Consider the following 18,881-nt stretch of genomic DNA (forward strand, 5'->3'; position numbering starts at 1 on the left):
GGCGCGACGACAAAGGAGAACCAGCTTGAAAACGCAGCTCTTCGTTCCTCTCGTCACGCATCCCGATGCCAATGCAGACAGGCTGGCCGGACAGGTTGCCGCGATCGCGGCAGGCATGGACGCAGGCATCCATGCGCTCGCCATCAATGTCAGCATTCCCAACGTCTCGACGGCGCTGTCGAAGCTGTTGCTGAACACGCCGGACCTGATCAGGCAGGCCGAAGCGGAAAGCCGGCGGCGGGGAGAGCATCTGCTCGACCTGCTTCGGGAAAACGCTCATAGAGCGGCGGCTGAATTCGACGCTCAGACGATTGCCGTGGCCCTTCCTTTGCTGACGGAAACCGCCGCCCAGCAGGCTCGTTATTATGATTTCAGCCTCGTCGGGCTGGATGCAGGAAACCAGACCGCGCGCGCCACCGCCGAAGCGGTGGTTTTCGGCTCGGGAAGACCCGCCCTACTTGTGCCGGAAACGACGGAGCCCTCCGCTTTCGACAACATCGCCATAGCCTGGGATGGCAGCCGTGTCGCCGCGCGGGCTCTGGCAGATGCGCGGCCATTCCTGGAGCGGGCTTCCGCCGTCTCCGTCATCACCGTGGTGGACGAAAAGCCGCTGAAAAACGCAGGCGATGAAGAGCGCCTTGCGGCGGCTTTGCGCCAGCGAGGCGTGAATGCCACGGCCTCCACCGTGAAAGCCCAGGGCCGTCCCATCGCGGAGGCGCTTCAGCAGGAAGCCCTTCAGCGCGGATGCCAACTGCTTGTCATGGGTGGCTACGGACATTCGCGTCTGCGCGACTTCGTGCTTGGCGGCGCAACGGAAGGCGTCCTCAACAACCTCCTGATGCCCGTCCTCCTGTCACACTGAACTGAAACGGAAAAGAGCAGCCGCGCCGGAATTCAGACGGCCGGCGCGCTGCCTTCCTCCGGCGTCCAGCTGCCGCGATGGTAAATTCCTTCGGTGCTGATGAGATGTCCCGGCTGGCACGCCACCCGAACAGTGGTGATCGGCCCGAGATCGTTCCATGTCGTACGGTGCATGATCAGCAACGCCTGTCCCGGCTGCGTTTGCAGCAGCCTTGCCTCGCGCGCATCCGCATTGGCGGCGCTGAAGGTCAGTTCGGCGCCCAGATAGGGCGCGTTCTGCACCAGCCATTCATTCGCATTGAGCTGCCAGAAATCGAAGGCCCTAAGTTCGGGAACAGAATCCGTATTGATCCAGCGGTCCTCAAGCTGAAACGGCTGTCCGTCGCCGTAATGCACGGCGCGCATATGCGCCAGAACCTTGCCTGCGGAAAGTCCCAGCCTTGCCGCGATCGCAGGGGGCGCCGGGCTGTGACGCAGGGCCACCACTCTGTGGCCATACGTCTTGCCTGCCTGCTCAACCTGCTCGCGCACGATGGGAATCGTCACTGTCGCTTTGCGGACGGGATTTATGGTGACCCGCGTGCCCGCTCTGCGGCGGCGCTCAAGCAGCCCCTCGTCGGCCAGAAGTTGCAATGCCTTGTTGACGGTTGCACGCGCTGCATCGAATTCGATGGCCAGGTCAGCCTCATCGGGAATGCGCTCTCCCTGCTTCCACTCGCGCTCGACGATACGACGGCGCACCTCGTTGGCAATATTCTGCGCTTTTGGCGACGTCGGTCCCAGCGGCTTGTCGATCATTCCAGCCTTATGCTCCTGTCACCTTGCTGCCTTCTTTACAGGTCCGGAAACCGGAATCGGTTGCGGCTCGATCTCATGCCCGATGTGGCGCGCTTCCTCCACATGTCTTTACGCGCAACACTTTGTCCCACACGCCCGGCGGCCTGTTCAGCGCCACTGGGTGTGAAGCCTTCCCCCGAAATAAGTTTATACATAGACCGAATATAAGTATAGACATAGAGGCGGAGTTGTTGTTAGGGTCGGTCAGGGTGAGGAGAATGGTGAGGACGCCCGCGAGGCGTCCCGGCTATCCAGACCCGACAGAGTTTCGCTGCCGCATCGGCCATCCTATGCGCAGCCCGTACCTGGAGGCTGACATGCCCGAATTCGTTTTGGCGACAAGCCGGACTGCCATGGCCGTATGGGCGCAAAGCGCTGCCTTCATGCCGGGCTCCTGTCTGTGAGCGGGCCGCTTTCCGGGATCAGGGTCCTTGACCTTTCGCGCGTTCTGGCAGGCCCCTACTGCACTGCGCTGATGGCCGATCTCGGTGCGCAGATCATCAAGCTCGAACCGCCGGCCGGCGACGACTATCGTCACATCGGCCCCTTCAGGGACGGAGAAAGCGCACTCTTCACCCTCAACAATCGCGGCAAGCAGAGCCTTGCGCTCGACCTGAAGAAGCCGGCCGATCTGAAGCTCGCGCAGGAGCTGGCCGCCCGCGTCGACGTTGTTGTGGAAAACTTCCGCCCTGGCGTCGCCGCGCGGCTGGGTCTTGGCGCAGAAGCGCTGCGCGTCGCCAATCCGCGCATCATCTACTGCTCGATTTCCGGTTTCGGCCAGCAGGGGCCGTTCACCGACCTGCCCGCCTACGATCTGGTTGTGCAGGCCATGTCCGGCCTGATGGCCTCGACCGGCGAGGAAGGCGGCGCGCCGCTCAAAACCGGCGAAAGCGTGGCCGACCTCATCGCCGGCCTGTTCGCTAGCTGGTCGATCATGGCGGCCCTGGTGCAGCGCAATGCGACCGGACAGGGCGCCACGCTCGACGTCGCCATGTATGACGCCCTGTTCTCCATGCTGACGACCAGCCACGCCCAGTATCTCTACGATGGCGTCATGCCCGGCCGGGTCGGCAACCGCCATCCGCTTTCCACGCCGTTCGGCTGCTTCCGCACCAGCGACGGGCAGGTCGTCATCGCCGTGCTCAATGGCGGCCAGTTCCAGCGTCTGGCGGCGCTGATCGGCAAGCCGGAAATCGCAGCCGATCCCCGCTTTGCCAGCGACAGCAGCCGCACGGAAAACGAGCCCGCCCTGCGCGCGCTGATCGAGGAATGGTCCGGCGCGCTGACGACGGAGGAAGCCGTCGCCGCGCTCTCCGCACATGGCCTGCCCACCGCGCCGATCTGGGACATCGCGCAGGCCGCGAACAACGAGCATGCCGCGACGCGCGGTCTGGTCAGCGAGCTGCCGCATCCTGTTCTCGGGCGCGCGCCGGTTGTCGGCCAGCCCGTACGTTTCGACGGCGACAAACCCGTCAGCCCGACCTCCGCGCCGCGTCTCGGCGGCGATATCGAGGCGGTTCTCAAGGAATTTGGACTGGAGTACGCGCATGACGCAGATTGACGACCCCTGGTACATGCTGTCCGAAGAGGAGCGCATGTTCTGCGAGGTTCTGGAACGGATGTGCGCCGACAAGATCGCGCCGCTTGCGGCCGAGACCGACGAGATGTCGCGCTTCGTGCATGAGCAGCTCGCCACGCTCGGCGAAGCGGGCATGATGGGCGCCAATCTGCCGGAAGCCTATGGCGGCGGCGGAATTTCCGCTCCTGCCCTGCTGCGGGCCGTATCGATCGTGGCCGGCGCCTGCGGCTCGACCGCCTCGGCCCTGACGGCGCACTATCTGGCGACCGATTCCGTGCTCATCGGCGGCACCGAGGAGCAGAAGCAGGAATGGCTGCCCAAGGCCGCCACGGGCGAGGCGCTGGCCGCCTTCGCGCTGACCGAGCCGACCGCCGGTTCCGATCCCGCCGACATGAAGACGCGGGCGCGGCGCACCGAAAGCGGCTGGCACCTCAAGGGCACCAAGTGCTTCATCTCCAATGGCGGCGTGGCGGATTTCATCATCGTCTACGCCGTGACCGATCCGGAGAAGGCGCATCGCGGCATTTCGGCATTCATCGTGCCGAAGGGCACGCCGGGGCTGGAAGCCGGCCTGCCCGAAAAGACCATGGGCCTCAGGGGTGGCCATGTCTTCACCCTCAATCTCGATTGCCAGCTCCCGCACGATGCCCTGCTCGGCGAAGAGGGCAAGGGCTTCCGCACCGCCATGCAGGTGCTGGACAATGGCCGCATCGAAGTCGCCGCCCAGTGCCTCGGCATGGCAAAGGCAGCCATGGACGCCGCCATCGTCTACGCGAAGGACCGCGTCATCGGCGGCATGGCGTTGTCCGATCGCCAGGGCATACGCTGGATGATCGCCGACATGGGCCTCGCCTACTCCTCGGCCCTGCTTCTGTCGCAGGAGGCCGCACGCCAGCGCGGTCTGGCCCACGAGCATGGCGGACGTTTTTCGCTCGCCTCCTCGATGGCCAAGCTCGGCGCATCGGAAGCGGCGGGAAAAATTGCCGACATCGCACTGCAACTGCATGGCGGCTACGGCTATACGCGCGACTTCCCCGTCGAGCGTATCAACCGGGATCTTCGCATCATGCGAATTTACGAGGGATCGAGCGAGATTCAGCGTATCATCATCTCGGGCAATATGCTGGCCTGACAGGCCAGTTAGACTTTGGCAGGCTTCGTGTCCGGGTGACTGGTAACACGTTGAAAAATGAACAATAACGAGGTCACGGACTCACGCGCATGAGAGCAGAGGCAAATGCCCGGCACCCGCATGAAAATGCAGACACCGGACACTGCATCCACCGGAAGCAGCCGCTGCGCTCATTCTCATGAACTCCCGACATAACCGTCCAGCAAGGAGAACGAAATGACACTTTCCAGAATTCTGAAGTCGGCGCTCGCCGGCATCGCGCTGATGGCTCTGGCGGCTCCCGCCAGCGCTGACCAGCTCGCCGACATCAAGGCCGCCGGCAAGATCGTCACCGCGACCGACATGCACTACGCCCCCTTCGACATGCTGATCGACGGCGTCTATCAGGGCATGACCAAGGACCTGTTCGACGAAGTGTCCAAGGAACTCGGCGTCGAGCCGGTCTATCAGGACATTCCGTGGACCGCCGAACTGCCGGGCCTCGAGGTCAAGAAGTTCGACATCGTGATCGCTCCCGTGACCATCACGCCTGAGCGTATCGAGCGCTACACCTTCACCCTGCCGATCGCCGACGCTACCGTCTCGCTGGTGCGCGCCGCAAACAACACCGAGCTGAAGAAACCCGAAGACATCAAGGGCAAGACCGTTGGCGTCCAGCAGGGCACGGCTCAGTTCCGCCAGCTGCAGGCCTTCGGTGAGAAGCTCGGCGGCGTGACCGTCAAGGAATATGGCACCACCGACGAAGCCTATGCGGATCTCGCGGCCGGCCGCCTCGACGCCGTCGCCGGCTCGCTGCCGAACCTCACCTATCTGGTCAAGAATCGCGGCGAGACCTTCGCCCTGTTCGAGCCGGCCTCCTTCGGCGAGCCGACCTATTTCGCCTGGGTGCTGCGCAAGGGCGATGACAGCGAAAGCTTCTCCAAGGCCATTGCCGACGCCGTCATCAAGATGACCAAGGACGGCCGCGTGAAGGCCATTCAGGAGAAGTGGCTGGGTACCTATACCGAGCTGCCGCTCGAAGTCCCCACCAAGTAAGTTCTGACATGCGGGCGGGGCTTGCCTCGCCCGCATTGCCTTGCGCATTTTGCGCGCCGAACGAAAACTCAGGCGCCGAAAAATGCGATAACCAACAAACAGATCGTTTCTGTGAATTGATGAAATGATCTTGTCTGCCCTCACCACTGGCGAGCCGCGATGTTCTCCTTCCAGACTTTCCTCGACAGTTTCGGGCCCCTCTTCTGGGCAGCCCGCTACACGTTGCTGATCTCCGTGCTCGGCATCGCCCTCGGGCTCGTCATTGGAACCCTGATCTGCGCCGCTGCCCTCTCAAAGCAGATATGGCTGCGCCGCTTTGCCGGTCTGTGGGTCAGCTTCCTGCGGGGCGTGCCGCTGCTTGTCCAGCTGCTTCTGTTCTACTACCTGCTGCCCGTCATAGGCATCGACGTGCCGGCAATGGTCGCCGCCGTGGTCACGATCGGCGTCTGCGCCAGCGCCTATATTTCCGAGATCTGGCGGGGCGCCATCAACGCGCTGCCGAAGGGTCAGACCGAAGCCGCCACTGCCATCGGCATGGGACCGCGCGACATCTGGACCCGCATCATTCTTCCGCAAGCCGTGAGACTGTCGCTGCCGGCCCTCATCAATGAGCTGATCCTGCTGGTCAAGGTGTCGTCGCTGGTCTCCGTCGTCGGCATTCTGGAGCTGACCCGCGCGAGCCAGGCGCAGGCCGCTACCACCTTCAGGCCGCTGGAGGTGTATCTGGCCGCAGCCTGCATCTACCTTCTCATCAACCTGTTCCTGGCCGCGCTCGGCCGCTATCTCGAACACAGGATGGCCGTCTGATGGACTGGAGCATCTTTCAGCAATATGGGCCAATGCTGCTGCGCGGCTTTGGCCTCACCATCCTCTGCTGGCTTCTGGGCACGTTTTTCGGCATGGCGCTGGGCCTCGTCATTGCTCTGATCCAGCGCTATGCGCCGCGTCCCGTCGGCTGGATCATGCAGGCCTATATCGAGGTCATACGCGGCACGCCCTTTCTGGTGCAGCTGTTCGTGCTCTATTATGGCGGCCCGCTGGTCGGCCTGCGCCTCGATGCGCTGCCCGCCGGCATTCTTGGCCTTACCATCTACGGCAGCCCCTATTTCGCGGAGATCTTCCGCTCCGCCTTTCAGGCCGTCCCCCATGGCCAGATCGAGGCGGCGCGCGCCATCGGGATGGCGGAGGCCACCATCGTGCGCCGCATTCTGCTGCCTATCGGCCTGGTCTCGGCGCTGCCGGCCCTCGTCAACTTCTCCATCATCCTGACCAAGGAAACGGTGATCCTGTCGATCATCACGGTTCCCGAGCTGATGTACCAGGCACAGCGCATGTCCACCGAGACCTTCCGCTATCTGGAAGCCAATCTCGCGCTGGCGCTGTTCTTCTGGGCGCTGGTCGAAACCATCTCGCGCTTTGGCCGCCGGCTGGAGAAGCGCATCACCGGTTACCTCATCGAAAGGACGTAAGATGATTGCCGCATCATCCGTCGAGATCCGCAAGGTCAACAAATACTACTCCAAATTCCAGGCGCTGAAGGACATCGACCTGTCGATCCCGCCCGGCAAGGTGACCTGCCTGATCGGCCCCTCCGGCTCGGGCAAGTCCACCCTGCTGCGCTGCATCAACTTTCTGGAAGAATATGATTCCGGCGAGGTTCTCATCGACGGCAAGCTGATCGGCTACGAGACTGCCGGCGGCGCGAAGATGAGCGGGCGCAAGCTGCGCGACATGCGCCGCTCCATCGGCATGGTGTTCCAGCAGTTCAACCTGTGGCCGCACATGACGGCCCTGCAGAACGTGGCCGAGGGCCTGATCCGCGTGCGCGGCATGAAAAAGGCCGAGGCCGAGGCGCGCGCCGCCGAGGCGCTGACCAAGGTGGGGCTGGCCGACCGGATGGCCAACCATCCCTCGCGCCTGTCGGGCGGCCAGCAGCAGCGCGTGGCCATCGCCCGCGCCATCGCCATGGAGCCGCGCCTGATGCTGTTCGACGAGCCGACCTCGGCGCTCGACCCCGAACTGGTGGGCGAAGTGCTCAACGTCATGAAGGCGCTGGCCTCGGAAGGCATCACCATGGTTGTCGTCACCCACGAGATGGGCTTTGCCGCCCATGTCGCCGATCAGGTGGCCTTCATGGAGAAGGGCGAGCTCGTGGGCGTCGATGCCCCTGCACAAATCCTCCATCACCCTGAAGATCCCCGCATTCAGGCGTTCCTCAGGACATATCACGAGCGAAACAGCTTCTGACCCAACAAGACCGGGACACGACGATTCCGGTTTGCCTCTCCAAAATCGCTGCGAATTGCGCAGGCGTGAGGCGACCGCTCAGGTGCCGATCAGCTCGAAACGGTTCACATCGACAAGCCCCATGTCGGTGATCTTCAGATGCGGGATCACCGGCAGGGCGATGAAGGCGAGCTGGAGGAACGGCTCCTCCAGCGTCGAGCCGAGCGCGAATGCAGCGGCGCGCAGCGTCTTCAGCTCATCGCGCACCGTTTCATAGCTGGCTGTGCTCATCAGCCCGGCAACCGGCAGGGCAAGCTCCGCCAGAACATTCCCATCCTGCACCACCACGAAGCCGCCTTCGATTTCGCCAAGCCGGTTGGCGGCCAGCGCCATGTCCTCGTCCGAGCAGCCGACGATGCAGATATTGTGGCTGTCATGGCTGACGGTCGACGCAATCGCGCCTGACTTCAGCCCAAAGCCGTTGACGAAGCCGGTGGCGATGTTGCCGCTGCGGCCATGGCGTTCGACCACCGCGACCTTGACCACGTCATTGGCGAGATCGATGCCAACCCCGTTTTCACCGACCGGAAGATCGAATTCGAGGTCACGGGTGATGATCTGGCCCGGAACGATGCCGATGGTGCGGGTGCGGCCGCTGTTGGAGCGGGCGCGGAAATCCGCGGCTGCCACACGCCGGGCCCTGACGCTGTTACGGCCGACGGGGGCGACCGGATTGCGCGCGGCGAAGAGATCGTCGCTCACGACACGCCCCGCCGACAGCACGATTTCGGCGCGGCAGCTTTCCAGTGAATCGACCACCACGAGATCGGCACGCCAGCCGGGCGCCACCAGCCCGCGATCCTTCAGCCCGAAGGCACGGGCAGCCGAGATCGAGGCGGCGCGGTAGATGGCCAGCGGCTCGACGCCGGCCGCGATCGCGGTGCGGATCATGTAGTCGAGGTGACCCTGATCGGCGATGTCGAGCGGATTGCGGTCATCGGTGCACAAAGCGATGAAAGGCGAATTGCGCTCGGTGATGATCGGCATCAGCGCGGCAAGGTCCTTCGACACAGAGCCCTCGCGCACCAGCACATGCATGCCCTTGCGCAGCTTTTCCAGCGCCTCTTCAGCCGAGGTCGTCTCGTGGTCGGTGCGGATTTCGGCGGCCAGATAACCATTGAGGTCGTAGCCGCGCACCAGCGGCGCATGGCCATCGATGTGGCGGCCCTGAAATGCCTCCAGCTTGGCCATGCAGCCGGGGTCCTTGGCCAGAACGCCCGGAAAATTCATGAACTCGGCAAGACCGATCACGCTTGGATGGTCGGCGAAGGGGAGAAGGTCGTCGACAGTCAGCTCCGCGCCGGAGGTTTCCAGATGCGTTGCCGGCACGCAGCTCGACAGCTGCACGCGGATGTCCATGACCGTTTCGGCGACGCTGTCGAGAAAATAGGTGATGCCCTCCAGCCCCAGCACATTGGCGATCTCGTGCGGATCGCAGATCGCTGTCGTTACGCCGCAGGGCAGCACGCAGCGGTCGAATTCATGCGGCGTCACCAGCGAGGATTCGATGTGCAGATGGGTGTCGATGAAGCCGGGCACGACGATGCGGCCGGAAATATCGATCTCATGCGCACCCCTGTATTCGGCGCAGGTGCCCACGATACGGTCGCCGCAGATGGCGATGTCGCCTTCCACCAGCTCGCCGGTGACGAGATCGAAGAAACGGCCTCCCTTCAGCACCAGATCGGCCGGCTCGCGGCCGATGCCCTGATCGATCGCGCGCTCGATTGAAAAGCTCTTGTCAGCCATGCCCGTTTCCGTCCGCTTGTGCATCATCAAGCGCCTTGCGGGCGCTTCATGACACCTATCCCGTATCGACCCCGTGATACAAGGACATGCAGGCGATGGATCGTGCTGTGGGCAGAAGGAGCAGCCCTTACGGAGTTGCGCGGCGCGGTTATTCCCGCACCAGCCCGCCGCGCCGCAGCAGCATGAGAAACAGGAGCGGCAGCAGGGTCGTCAGGATGATGGTGACAAAGGCCATCGCCATGCCAAGCCCAACCGACCCCTGCTCGAACTGACGCCAGATGAAGGTTGAGATGGTCTGCATGCCGACAGGCGCCACGACAATCGAAGCCACCAGTTCGCGCGAGGCGAGCGCGAAGACAAGCAGCATGGCCGAAGCGAGGCTGGGAAACACGAGCGGCAGCAGGATGCGCCGGAAAGCGACCGCGCCGGAGGCACCCGCAACGCGCGCCGCCGCTTCCAGATTGTCGCCGATCTGGAGGAAGGCGGCCGTCGCATAGCGCGCCGTCTGCGGCAGCAGGATGCAGCAATAGGCCAGCAGCAGGATGAAGCCGGTATTGTAGGGCGTGAACGGCAGCCCCGGCATGTTCCACGCCAGAATGAGACCGACCGCCACCACGATGCCCGGCAAGGCATTGGGCAGGACGGTCATGATGTCGATGAGGGCGCGGCCCCGGATGCGAGTCTTGACCACGACATAGGCGGCGACCACCCCAATCAGGCCGGTCAGCACCGCCGTCGCCAGCCCGAGCGTGAAGCTGTTGGTCAAGGCGCCGAGCGCTCCGGCCGAATTGCCGAACACATCGGCGAAGTGGCGCAGCGTCAGGTTGTCGAGAGCAAGCCCACCGGAGATCGTGCCCGAAAGCGCCGTGCCCAGAATGGCCAGCATGGGCACGCCGGTGGACAGGAAAGCGACGATGCCGAACATCAGCATCACCGGACCAGTGAGACGGCCAAGCTCGCGCTTTTCCGCATTCTGCGGCTTGCCGCCAACTGTCTGGTACGAGCGCCGCGTCAGGATCCAGCGTTGCAGCAGGAAGGCGGCGAGAGACATAATGACGAGCACCAGCGACAGCGTGGCAGCCCCCGGCAGGTCGATCGGCCAATCGCCGACGCGCGTGTCGATGCCGGTGACGAGCACCTCGAATCCGGCGCGGCGGCCAAGCGCTGCGGGCGTGCCGTATTCCTCGATTGCCGCGGCGAAAACGAGCAGCAGGCTGGCGGCCAGACCGGGAGCGGAAAGCGGCAGCGTGATGCGCCAGAAGGCGCGTGCCGGCGTGGCGCCAAACACCCGTCCGACATCGGAATAGCGCAGGCCGATGGCCTCGACGGTGCGCGACACCGCGAAATAGACGACCGGAAAGGTGTTGAAGGTCATGACCAGCGTCATGCCGAAAAGTGAGAACAGAACCGGCGTCAGGTTGAAGCCGAAAAGCTGCTCCATATAACCGCGCGGTTGCAGCGTCATGATCCAGCCGAGCGTCGCGATGTAAGGCGGGATCATGAAGGGAACGAGCAGCAGCACGTCCCACACCGGAGCGAGGGGGATACGGTAGAGCGCGCGTGCCACTCCCAGCGGAATGGCCAGCAATGCGGAGGCCATGACGACGCACAGACCGAGAAGAACCGTGTTGCCGGTCATCCTCAGCAGGCGCACGTCGCCCAGCGTCTGCGAAAGCAGGGAGAAGGGCCGGGCGAAGGAGCCCGCCCCCAGTTCCGGAAAGATCGCCTGCAGGACGATTGCGGCGAAGGGTACGGCAACGACGACGACCAGACCGCTCAGGGCAAGCCACGCGGCAGGCGCGACGCCGCCGATATCCTTCGCACTCATTCGATCAGGCTCAGTTGGCGCCGAAAATATCGGAAATCTGCTGAAGGATTTCCTTGCGCTTGCCCTGTATCGCCGCCGCGTCATAGTCGATCAGCTTGAGGTCGGAGATCAGCGGGCGGTCGGCCGGGATATCGCTGCGGGCAGGCATCAGATAGGTGCCGGCGACCAGCTTCTGGCCTTCGTCGGAGAGCATGTAGTCCACGAACTTCTTCGCCTCGTCCTGGTTCTTCGACCAGTTCAGGATCATGACCGGGCGCGGCGCGATGACCGTGCCGGTTTCGGGGAAGATCACGTCGATGCTTTCGCCTTTGGCCTTGTTGCCGAAGGTGATGTAGTCGACCGCGCCGAAGACGGCGGCCTTGGCGCCCTGCAGCACCGGGTTCAGCGCTTCGGCATTGGCGCCGGCGATGATGGCGCCATTGTCCTTCAGGCTTTTGAACAACGCGAAATCATCCTGTCCGGCCAGCGCCGCTGTGAGCTCGAAGGATGAGCCGGACTGCGCGGGATCGGGAATGTTCACCAGATCCCTGAACTCGGGCTTTGCCAGATCGCTCCACTCGGCCGGCTTCGGCGTGCCGCTCTTGGTGTTCCAGGCGATGCCGAGCGCGGAAACGCCCTGCGCCACGGCGGTCTCGTTCTTCAGGAAATCAGGAACCTTTTCGGCGTTGGGGCTGGTGTAGGAAACGAGCCAGCCGCGCTTGGCGAAGTCGGTGGCCGTTTCCCACGACGCGGAGACCAGCACGTCGACCGCCGGATTGGCGGCCTCGGCCTCGATGCGGGCCATGATCTTGCCGGTGGTGGCCTGGAAGACATTGACCTTGATGCCGCTCTGCGCGGTGAAGCCTTCGGCCAGCTTGTCGATGAGGCTCTGCGGGCCGGCGGTGTAAACGGTGATGTCGGCATGGGCGACGCCTGCCAGAAGCAGGGTCGATGCAGCGCCGAAGACAAGCCCCTTGATCGATTTCAACATGTCGCAACCTTCTTTTCTGGAGTTCCATGGCTGCCCTGCCCGAACCAGCGAATCCGGTCGGGATCGATGGACAGTCCAATCTGTTCGCCCGGCCGCAACCGCGCGGCGCTGGGAAGCTGCAGTTCCACGCCCGGCGCGCAGGCCAGCATGACCGTGGCCAGATGGCCGTCACCGCGGAATTGCGAACGCAGCACCTTTGCCGGCAAGGCGTCCGCCGAAGTACCGCATACCGATACGGCGTCGAGAGGCACCAGCACCTGCGCTTCACCTTGCAGCGGCTGCGTGGCATCGCTGACCAGCGCATGGCCGCTGTCACCAACGAACCAATGTCCGTCACGCCACACGACATTCACCGTTCCGCCAAGGCGCAGGAAATCGGCCACTTCGGGGGTCGCTGGGCGGGCAATCAGGTCGTCGGGCGACGCGAGCTGGGCAATCTCGCCGGCGCGCATGACCGCAACCTCGTCGGCCAGCGTCAGCGCTTCGGCATGGTCGTGGGTGACATAGATCGCCGTCAGATCAAGCTCGGCGATCAGGCCGGCCAGTTCGCCGACCATGTTCTCGCGCAACTCCCGATCAAGATTGGAGAGCGGCTCGTCGAAGAGGATGAGCTGCGGCTCGGCGACGATCGCGCGCGCGATGGCGACACGCTGCTGCTGGCCGCCGGAAAGGTCGCTCGGCCGGCGGTCCGCATAGGCTTCCAGCCCGACGCGGCGCAAAGCGCGCAGGGTCCGCTCATTGCGCTCGGCCCTGCCGATGCCGCGCATTTCCAGCGGAAAGGAAACATTGCCGCCCACCGTCAGATGCGGCCACAGCGCATAGTCCTGAAACACCATGCCGAGATTGCGCCGTTCGGGCGGTGCGAAGACCCCGGTGCCGGCATCCGCCACAACCTGCCCCGCTATGCTGACCGCGCCTTTCGTCGGCTGCAAAAGCCCGGCGACGAGCCGCAGAAGCGTGGTCTTGCCGCAACCCGAAGGCCCGAGCAGCGCCAGCGTGCGGCCCCTGGCCAGCGAAAGATCGATGCTCCTGAGGATGATGCTCTCCCCGTAGTGCAGCGCAAGGCCACGCGCGGAAACGGCGCTTACGGGCAGATCGATTGGGTTTGTCATACGCAAAGGCTTCGCTGCAGGAACTGCGCGTGCAATATGCCGCCTTCATAACAGTTCGATGACAGCGCCGGAGGCCGGTTTCAGCCAAGGCGCTCGATGCCGACAGCGCCATCGGGGGTAACGGTCGTGCGCAGGAAATGCGACAGCGCCCCATCATCGAAGGCAGCCGCGCTCAGATGCCCGGATCTGAAGGCATGCGTGTCGAGCGCGATGCGATTGGAATGGACTTCCGGCAGGCCCGACGGCGTCGGCGAATGACCATGCACGACCAGATGCCGGAACGGTTCGCGATGGTCGAGGAAGGCATCCTTGATCCACATCATGTCGGCTGGCGACTGCTGTGACAGCGGCACGCCGGGGCGAAGACCGGCATGCACGAAACACAGATCGCCTTTGACGACGCAATATTCCGCGCCCGCCAGAAGTTGCAGATGGCCGGGATGCCTTTCCAGAACAGCCCGGCGCGCCGCCTGCCAGTCGCTCACCGGATCGGCAATGCCATAGGAACGCAGGGCACCCGCCGCACCATAGCGATCCGCCCACAATTCAAGGCCCGATGCATCGAGCGACCCTTGCAGGAATTCCCTCAGGAACCAGTCATGATTGCCAAGCAGCAGGCGCGAGGCCGGGTTCCCACGCAAATGCGACGCGACAAGATCAAGGACGTCGCAGCTGTCCGGCCCCCGGTCGATCAGATCGCCAAGGAATATCACCGTCCCGTCGGGAGCTTCCCCGCCGATATGGGCGAGCAGCGCGCGCAAAAGGTCTGCGCGACCATGCACATCGCCAATCGCGTAGATGCGTTCCGCAACCATAAGCACCACTCCGCCTGCCAGACGGAATGGCTGTTAGAGCATCGGGCCGAAAAGGGAAATCCGGTTTTCGGTCCGATGCATTCTCAACAATTAGATTCCTTTGTGCATGCGAAGAAGCGCACGGTGATCTGTGGCGTGCCGGCTCCGGAGAAAAAGCCTTATGCGGCGCCCTCGAATTTGCGGTCAAGCAGCATGGCTGCCTCCAGAAGCCGCTTCGTGTAGGGGTGCTTCGGACGGTCGAACACCTCGTCGCGGTCGCCGATCTCGACAATGCGGCCATTTTCCATCACCGCCACGCGATCGGCCACTTGCTCGACGGCACCGAGATCATGGGACACGAACAGGCAGGCGAAACCGCGCTTTTCCTGGAGCTTGCGGATCAGCTCCAGTATCTGCTTCTGCACCGTCATATCCAGCGCCGACACCGGCTCGTCAGCCACCACGAAGGCAGGATCGCGCACGATGGCGCGGGCAATCGCCACGCGCTGGCGCTGCCCGCCCGACAGCTGATGCGGCAGCCGCGTCGTGAACTCGTGCGGAAGGCCAACCTCCGTCATCACCTCGCGCACCCGTTCCTCGATCTTCGCTTTGGTCATGCCCGGTTCGAGCAGCAGCGGCTCGCCGATGATCCCGGCGATCGTCTGGCGCGGATCGAGCGACGAATAGGGATCCTGGAAGATGATCTGGATGTCCCTGCGCTGGGCTTTTGCCTTGTCGCTGCGGGCATAGTCGATCTCCACGCCGCGAAAGCGCATCCGACCGTCGGTCGGGGCCTGCAGGCCGACGATGGTGCGGCCGAGCGTGGTCTTGCCCGACCCCGAAGCGCCGACCAGCGCCAGCGTCTCGCCCCGCGCCACGGTCAGCGTGATGCCGTCCACGGCGCGCTTGGCCTCGCGTTTCTGAAGCAGCGTCTGGCGGCCGGGATACTCGACGACGATGTTGTCCACCTCAAGGATGGTCTCGGGCTTGTCCACGGCGGGTCTGGCAATGGCCGGCCGGCGCGGCAGGGCATCGACGAGACGGCGCGTATAATCATGCGCGGGCGCCTTCAGAACATCGGCGCTGCGCCCCACCTCGACCATCCTGCCGCGATGCATCACCACGACATCACGCACATAATGCGACACCATGCCAAGGTCATGGCTGATGAGCAGGACGGCGGTGCCGTTCTCCTGCGTGAGCTCCACCATCAGGTCGAGCACGTCGCGCTGCACCAGCGTGTCGAGCGCCGTGGTGGGCTCGTCGGCGATCAGCAGCTTCGGCTTCAGAAGCATGACCGAAGCCAGCATGATGCGCTGGCGCATGCCGCCGGAAAACTCGTTCGGATAGGCGTTCAGGCAGCGATCGGGGTTCTGGATGCGGATACGTTCCAGCATGGCCAGCGACATGTCCCGGATCTCGGCCTTGCCGAGATTGCGATGCAGCCGCAGACCCTCGGCCATCTGCTCGCCGATGGTCATGGAGGGATTCAGCGAGACCATCGGCTCCTGAAAGACCATGCCGATCTGCGCGCCGCGCACGGCCCGCAGTTCCCGCGCGCCAAGGCCGATCAGTTCGGTTCCCTGAAAGCGGATGCTGCTGCCCGGCACCACGGTGAGCGGATGGGGCAGAAGCCCCAGTATGGCGCGCGCGGCCATGGTCTTGCCCGATCCGGACTCGCCCACCAGCGCCAGCATGCCGCCGGGCTCGATGGAAAAGTCGACATCATCGACCACCAGCGCGCCCTCTGTTCCGACGCTGATTGAAAGTTTGCTGGCCGCAATGGCCGGCACCGTCCCCGCTGTCACCGCTTCCACTCCCGTTTGCGTGCGAATTTTCCGGCCTCCCTTTCTGGCTGGTGCGCGTTCTCAGGCTGCGCAGATTGCCTTCAGCGCGGCAATGGTTTTCTGGTCGAGATCGTCGCTGATCGGCAGCGGCTCCGAAGCCTGGCGCACGACGACGGTTTCCGAGGCGCGGTCGATCCACAGGAACTGGCCGAAAATGCCCATGGCGGCCAGCGCGCCGGTGCCCGTCTCGTACCAGTAGGCCAGATAGCTGCCGCCCGGATAGAGGAAGCACTGGTCGCCTGCCGCCCAGATGGCGCGGTCGCCGCCGGTCCACAGCCGTTCCACGAACTCCGCAGGCAGCACGCCGCGCCCGCCGACGCGCAGCAACTCGCCAAGACGGGCAAGATCGCGCGCGGTAACGGAAATGCCGCCCGAAGTGCGCGGATTGCCGGCGCTGTCGACGGTAATGAAGCCATCCGTATGCGCACCCATCGGCTGCCATACGCGCGTGCTCAGAAGGTCCGCGAAGCGCATGCCGGAGGCAGCCTCGACCACCAGACCGGCCATGTCGGAATTCGGCGAGCGATAGCGATGAAGGGTGCCGTGTGGGTGAGTGGCACGCGGCAGCGAGCACAGGAAATCACGCAAATTCGTGGTCGGATCACCGGCGCGCTGCGGCTTCCACAGCATGGCCCGGCGATAGCGGTCGAAACTGCCGTCCTCGTCCAGATAAAGCTCGTCGAAATCGAGCGCCACCGTCATGTTGAAGAGGTCACGAACCGTCAGCCCCTCGTAGGCTGAACCGACGGCATCGGGGATGAAGTCCGTCACCATCTGGTCGAAGGAGAGTTTGCCCTCTGCTTCCAGAACGCCGGCAAGCATGCCCGTGAACGATTTGGAGATCGAGAACACGATATGGGCGCGCGCCGGGTCGACATAAGGCGCGTACCATTCCGCGATGACCTCGCCCCTGCGCATCACCACCAGCGCATCGCTGTGGCTTTCCTCCAGAAAATCCTCCAGCCGCAGCGTATTTCCCGCCACGTTGGAAACGGGAATGTCCGCGAAATGACCGAATGGCCGGACCGGCGTCTCGGCAATGCGGGCGCTGATGATCTGGGCGGAGGGAACATATTCCGCGACGTTCTGGAACGTCGACATGGAATAGGGACGCTCGCGCCAGTTGCCGAGATTGATGTCGGCACGGGTGAAGGGGAGTTCGGCAGTCATATAAAGCCTCTGGTTTCGAGGATATGGCAATGAGTGTGTGCGATCTGCGATCGCGTATCAAGCAGATAATAAGCTGTGCGGAAGCAGCCGCACCATGTCTGCCGGCGGCTGTACGATGCCAAGCATGGTGCGGCCGGGCATGCGGGGCCGCGGCTTGGCTGCGGCCCGTCTTCCCATCATTCGCTGGCCGGGCTTTCCGCTTCGAGACGGCGCAGTTCGATTTCCGCCGCATCGAGCGCTTTCAGCAGCCTGTCGCAGGCCACGTCGATGTTCTCGCGGGTCCAGATCAGCGGCGGCGACATGATGATCGTATCGCCGACCGCGCGCACCATGAAGCCGTTGTCGATGGACAGGTCACGCACCTTGTCGCCCGCATGCTTGCCCTTGAAGCGGCTGCGGTCGCCCTTGTCCTTGACGATCTCGATGGCCGCCATCAGGCCGATGGCACGAGTTTCGCCGACGATCGGATGGGTGCCGATGCGCTCGGCCAGCGCCCTGGCGAGGTATGGCCCGGTGTCCTCGCGCACGCGCTCGATCAGGCCTTCCTTCTCGATGATCTCCAGATTCTTCAGCGCCACGGCGCAGGCCACCGGATGCCCCGAATAGGTATAGCCGTGATAGAACTCGCCGCCCTTCTCGATCAGGGTGGACGCGATCCGGTCGCCGACCAGCAGCGCCGACAGCGGCTGGTAACCGGAGGTCAGCGCCTTGGCCGTGGTGATGGTGTCGGGCTTGATGTTGAAGGTCTTGCAGGCAAACCATTCACCGGTGCGGCCATAGCCGGTGATGACCTCGTCGATCATCAAAAGCACGTCGTACTTGTCGCAGATGCGCTGGATTTCCGGCCAGTAGCTGGCCGGCGGGATCTTCACGCCGCCGGCGCCCAGCACCGGCTCGCCAATGAAAGCGGCGACGTTTTCAGCGCCCGCCTCAAGGATCGCGTCTTCGACGGCACGTGCCGCCCGCAGGCCGAAATCGTGCTCGCTCTCGCCCGGCAAGGCAAGCTCGAACGAATAGGGCGGCATGACATGGACGATGCCCGGCACCGCGCCGTAAAGCTGGCTGTGCATGCCGTCCATGCCGGACAGCGAAGCGCCGGCGATGGAGGAGCCGTGATAGCCGGTCTTGCGCGAAATCACGATGCGCTTCGAGGGCTTGCCTTCCAGCGCCCAGTAATGGCGCACCAGCTTGAGAGCCGTGTCGTTGGCTTCCGAACCGGACGAGCCATAGAACACCTGATTGACGTTGTCGGGCGCCAGTTCCGCCAGCTTGCCCGCCAGCAGCACCGGTGTCGGCGTCGTGCAGCGGAAGAAGGAGTTGTAGAACGGCAGTTCCTTCATCTGGTCATAGGCGACGCGGGCCAGTTCCTCGCGGCCATAGCCGACATTGATGCACCACAGGCCGGCCATGCCGTCCAGGATCTCGGCGCCTTCGCTGTCATAGATATAGGGTCCTTCAGAACGCACGATCATGCGGGCGCCGGCGCCACGCAGTTCCTTGTGGTCGGTGAAGGGGTGGAGATGATGCGCGGAATCGATGGCCTGCAGATTGGCGCGCGAAATGGTCTGGTCAGTCATGTAATGTCTTCCTTCCTCGGTTTTCAGTTATGCGGAGGCGAAGGAAGACGGCGGCGAATAGCCGATGCGGGCGCACAGCAGCAAAAGCTCGGCCCTCCGCGTGC

General features: G+C 63.9%; 16 protein-coding genes. 7 read left to right on the plus strand and 9 right to left on the minus strand.

The genetic code is table 11. From position 1 onward, the window contains the following. The first annotated feature begins 25 nt into the window (after positions 1 to 25). Positions 26 to 862 carry a universal stress protein gene (locus MIC97_RS18415; RefSeq protein WP_239801431.1) on the plus strand — a complete coding sequence of 279 codons (837 nt, stop codon included), beginning with the start codon at positions 26 to 28 and terminating at the stop codon, positions 860 to 862. A gap of 32 nt (positions 863 to 894) precedes the next feature. Here MIC97_RS18415 and MIC97_RS18420 read toward each other — a convergent pair whose 3' ends face one another. Further along, positions 895 to 1,659, minus strand: coding sequence for a UTRA domain-containing protein (locus MIC97_RS18420; RefSeq protein ID WP_239801432.1), 765 nt, complete (start codon positions 1,657 to 1,659; stop codon positions 895 to 897). Between the two features lie 400 nt (positions 1,660 to 2,059). Here MIC97_RS18420 and MIC97_RS18425 point away from each other — a divergent pair, with 400 nt between their 5' ends. From MIC97_RS18425 to MIC97_RS18450, 6 genes are all read left to right on the plus strand, one after another. Next, a complete protein-coding gene (locus MIC97_RS18425; RefSeq protein ID WP_239801433.1) occupies positions 2,060 to 3,259 on the plus strand; it encodes a CoA transferase in 1,200 nt (399 codons plus the stop codon). Beyond that, positions 3,246 to 4,409, plus strand: a complete 1,164-nt coding sequence (locus tag MIC97_RS18430; RefSeq protein ID WP_239801434.1) for an acyl-CoA dehydrogenase family protein — start codon at positions 3,246 to 3,248, stop codon at positions 4,407 to 4,409. The genes MIC97_RS18425 and MIC97_RS18430 overlap by 14 nt, the downstream gene beginning before the upstream one ends. A 216-nt stretch (positions 4,410 to 4,625) precedes the next feature. After that, positions 4,626 to 5,444, plus strand: coding sequence for a transporter substrate-binding domain-containing protein (locus tag MIC97_RS18435; protein ID WP_239801435.1), 819 nt, complete (start codon positions 4,626 to 4,628; stop codon positions 5,442 to 5,444). 159 nt (positions 5,445 to 5,603) lie between these two features. After that, positions 5,604 to 6,251 (plus strand): amino acid ABC transporter permease, encoded by a 648-nt coding sequence (locus tag MIC97_RS18440; protein ID WP_183832396.1) that lies wholly within the window; start codon positions 5,604 to 5,606, stop codon positions 6,249 to 6,251. Next, complete coding sequence (locus tag MIC97_RS18445) at positions 6,251 to 6,913, plus strand: amino acid ABC transporter permease (protein WP_239801436.1); 663 nt, start codon at positions 6,251 to 6,253, stop codon at positions 6,911 to 6,913. Before MIC97_RS18440 ends, MIC97_RS18445 begins: the two co-directional genes overlap by 1 nt. A gap of 1 nt (position 6,914) precedes the next feature. Beyond that, positions 6,915 to 7,691 (plus strand): amino acid ABC transporter ATP-binding protein, encoded by a 777-nt coding sequence (locus MIC97_RS18450; protein ID WP_239801437.1) that lies wholly within the window; start codon positions 6,915 to 6,917, stop codon positions 7,689 to 7,691. 78 nt (positions 7,692 to 7,769) lie between these two features. Here MIC97_RS18450 and ade read toward each other — a convergent pair whose 3' ends face one another. From ade to MIC97_RS18490, 8 genes are all read right to left on the minus strand, one after another. Continuing rightward, positions 7,770 to 9,479 carry an adenine deaminase gene (gene ade / locus MIC97_RS18455; protein WP_239801438.1) on the minus strand — a complete coding sequence of 570 codons (1,710 nt, stop codon included), beginning with the start codon at positions 9,477 to 9,479 and terminating at the stop codon, positions 7,770 to 7,772. A 148-nt stretch (positions 9,480 to 9,627) separates the two neighbouring features. Further along, positions 9,628 to 11,307: an iron ABC transporter permease gene (locus MIC97_RS18460; RefSeq protein ID WP_239801439.1), complete on the minus strand. Its 1,680-nt coding sequence runs from the start codon at positions 11,305 to 11,307 to the stop codon at positions 9,628 to 9,630. 10 nt (positions 11,308 to 11,317) lie between these two features. Continuing rightward, entirely contained in the window at positions 11,318 to 12,277 is a 960-nt protein-coding gene (locus MIC97_RS18465) for an ABC transporter substrate-binding protein (protein ID WP_239801440.1), read from the minus strand. Next, the gene (locus tag MIC97_RS18470) at positions 12,271 to 13,389 is read right to left on the minus strand and encodes an ABC transporter ATP-binding protein (RefSeq protein ID WP_239801441.1); all 1,119 of its coding nucleotides are present in this window, start codon (positions 13,387 to 13,389) and stop codon (positions 12,271 to 12,273) included. Before MIC97_RS18470 ends, MIC97_RS18465 begins: the two co-directional genes overlap by 7 nt. A gap of 80 nt (positions 13,390 to 13,469) precedes the next feature. Next, the gene (locus tag MIC97_RS18475) at positions 13,470 to 14,204 is read right to left on the minus strand and encodes a metallophosphoesterase (protein WP_239801442.1); all 735 of its coding nucleotides are present in this window, start codon (positions 14,202 to 14,204) and stop codon (positions 13,470 to 13,472) included. 158 nt (positions 14,205 to 14,362) lie between these two features. After that, positions 14,363 to 15,991 (minus strand): ABC transporter ATP-binding protein, encoded by a 1,629-nt coding sequence (locus MIC97_RS18480; protein WP_239801443.1) that lies wholly within the window; start codon positions 15,989 to 15,991, stop codon positions 14,363 to 14,365. Between the two features lie 60 nt (positions 15,992 to 16,051). Further along, on the minus strand, positions 16,052 to 17,200 hold the full coding sequence (locus tag MIC97_RS18485; protein ID WP_239801444.1) for a serine hydrolase: 1,149 nt from the start codon (positions 17,198 to 17,200) through the stop codon (positions 16,052 to 16,054). A gap of 176 nt (positions 17,201 to 17,376) precedes the next feature. After that, complete coding sequence (locus tag MIC97_RS18490; RefSeq protein ID WP_239801445.1) at positions 17,377 to 18,777, minus strand: aspartate aminotransferase family protein; 1,401 nt, start codon at positions 18,775 to 18,777, stop codon at positions 17,377 to 17,379. Positions 18,778 to 18,881 lie beyond the last annotated feature (104 nt).

Origin of the sequence: Aquamicrobium sp. NLF2-7, from assembly GCF_022359935.1 — a bacterium.
Lineage (GTDB): Bacteria > Pseudomonadota > Alphaproteobacteria > Rhizobiales > Rhizobiaceae > Mesorhizobium > Mesorhizobium lusatiense.

What these genes read in the sequence shown, in the direction of transcription:
- MIC97_RS18445 (WP_239801436.1), top strand. Translation starts at nt 6,251, where the DNA reads ATGGACTGGAGCATCTTTCAGCAATATGGGCCAATGCTGCTGCGCGGC.
- MIC97_RS18450 (WP_239801437.1), top strand. Translation starts at nt 6,915, where the DNA reads ATGATTGCCGCATCATCCGTCGAGATCCGCAAGGTCAACAAATACTAC.
- MIC97_RS18460 (WP_239801439.1), bottom strand. Translation starts at nt 11,307, where the DNA reads ATGAGTGCGAAGGATATCGGCGGCGTCGCGCCTGCCGCGTGGCTTGCC.
- MIC97_RS18475 (WP_239801442.1), bottom strand. Translation starts at nt 14,204, where the DNA reads ATGGTTGCGGAACGCATCTACGCGATTGGCGATGTGCATGGTCGCGCA.
- MIC97_RS18465 (WP_239801440.1), bottom strand. Translation starts at nt 12,277, where the DNA reads ATGTTGAAATCGATCAAGGGGCTTGTCTTCGGCGCTGCATCGACCCTG.
- MIC97_RS18470 (WP_239801441.1), bottom strand. Translation starts at nt 13,389, where the DNA reads ATGACAAACCCAATCGATCTGCCCGTAAGCGCCGTTTCCGCGCGTGGC.
- MIC97_RS18435 (WP_239801435.1), top strand. Translation starts at nt 4,626, where the DNA reads ATGACACTTTCCAGAATTCTGAAGTCGGCGCTCGCCGGCATCGCGCTG.
- MIC97_RS18485 (WP_239801444.1), bottom strand. Translation starts at nt 17,200, where the DNA reads ATGACTGCCGAACTCCCCTTCACCCGTGCCGACATCAATCTCGGCAAC.
- MIC97_RS18430 (WP_239801434.1), top strand. Translation starts at nt 3,246, where the DNA reads ATGACGCAGATTGACGACCCCTGGTACATGCTGTCCGAAGAGGAGCGC.
- ade (WP_239801438.1), bottom strand. Translation starts at nt 9,479, where the DNA reads ATGGCTGACAAGAGCTTTTCAATCGAGCGCGCGATCGATCAGGGCATC.
- MIC97_RS18420 (WP_239801432.1), bottom strand. Translation starts at nt 1,659, where the DNA reads ATGATCGACAAGCCGCTGGGACCGACGTCGCCAAAAGCGCAGAATATT.
- MIC97_RS18490 (WP_239801445.1), bottom strand. Translation starts at nt 18,777, where the DNA reads ATGACTGACCAGACCATTTCGCGCGCCAATCTGCAGGCCATCGATTCC.
- MIC97_RS18440 (WP_183832396.1), top strand. Translation starts at nt 5,604, where the DNA reads ATGTTCTCCTTCCAGACTTTCCTCGACAGTTTCGGGCCCCTCTTCTGG.
- MIC97_RS18425 (WP_239801433.1), top strand. Translation starts at nt 2,060, where the DNA reads ATGGGCGCAAAGCGCTGCCTTCATGCCGGGCTCCTGTCTGTGAGCGGG.